The organism is Mesorhizobium sp. M4A.F.Ca.ET.020.02.1.1, from assembly GCF_004022645.1.
Lineage (GTDB): Bacteria > Pseudomonadota > Alphaproteobacteria > Rhizobiales > Rhizobiaceae > Mesorhizobium.
This window is the reverse complement of the sequence record NZ_RZOI01001190.1, coordinates 1-1010: the sequence shown is the minus strand read 5'-3', so window position 1 is coordinate 1010 and position 1010 is coordinate 1. Positions and strand designations below refer to the sequence as shown.

Sequence of the window (1010 nt, the reverse complement as noted above, 5' to 3'; positions counted from 1 at the left end):
GAGCGGGATTTCGGAGCCGGCCGGGTTCTGCCAGAGCTTGCGGTAGAAGTCTGCCAGCCCGTCGACCTCGCCATCCCTGACATCGGAGATGATGTCGCCCTGGCGCAGGCCGGCCTCGGCGGCGGGGCCGCCTTCGGTGACGCTCATCACCACCACCACGCCGTTCGACTCAGCCGAGAAGGCGCCAAGCCACGGGCGCGGCGGTTTCGCCACCTGGCCGCGGGTCAGGAGATCGTCGAGGATCGGCGGCAGAAGGTTGATCGGCACGATCATGTTGATGTCGGCAACCTCGCCGGCACGGCTCATCTGCAGGCGCAGCGACCCGACCCCGAGCAGGTTGCCGACCTTGTCGAACAGCGCCGCCCCGCCCCAGGAAGGATGAGCCGGCGCGATGAAGATCGCCTCGTCGAGCAGGTATTCCCAATAGCCGGCGAATTCCTGCTTGGTGACGATATGGGCGCGAACGCTCTGGCCGATGCCGTCGACCAGCGACACGGCATCGCCAACGCTGGCCTTGTGGGCATCGCCCAACGCCACCGCAGGCAGGCCGAGCGGCGACAGCGCCTGCACCAGGCCGAAACCCGATTCCTGGTCGTAGGCTAGCGCATGCGCGGGCACGACGCGGCCGTCCTGGTCGGTCAGCCAGACCTCCTCGGCCTCAGTGATGAGATAGCCGATGGTCAGCACCAGCCCATCGTCGCGGATGACGACGCCGCTGCCCTCGCGGCGCGTGCCCAGCGTGTTGGCGGTGAAGGCATCGTCCGGAACCGTGGCGCGGACGGCCACGACGGAGCGCGAGATTTGTTCGAGGGTCATCGGTTCATCCTGGGGGGGTCGGTTTCTTCTATAGGTATGGCGGATGGGGTGAGGCGCAAGGGTTGCCTTTCCCTCTTCCCTTGGGAAGAGCTCAGCAGCGCTGGCCCAGATAATAGTTCAACAAATTTTGGACTTCCCTATTTGACGCGCGCCCGGTCGCACCTAAGTTTAGCTCGAACCGACCGATCAATCCG

1 protein-coding gene is annotated in these 1010 nt (G+C 65.6%); it reads right to left on the bottom strand.

Translation table 11 applies throughout. The features are described from left to right. A partial coding sequence (locus EN742_RS35950; RefSeq protein WP_148670570.1) for a S1C family serine protease occupies nt 1–816 on the bottom strand: 816 nt, incomplete at its 3' end. Nucleotides 817–1010: the final 194 nt, after the last annotated feature.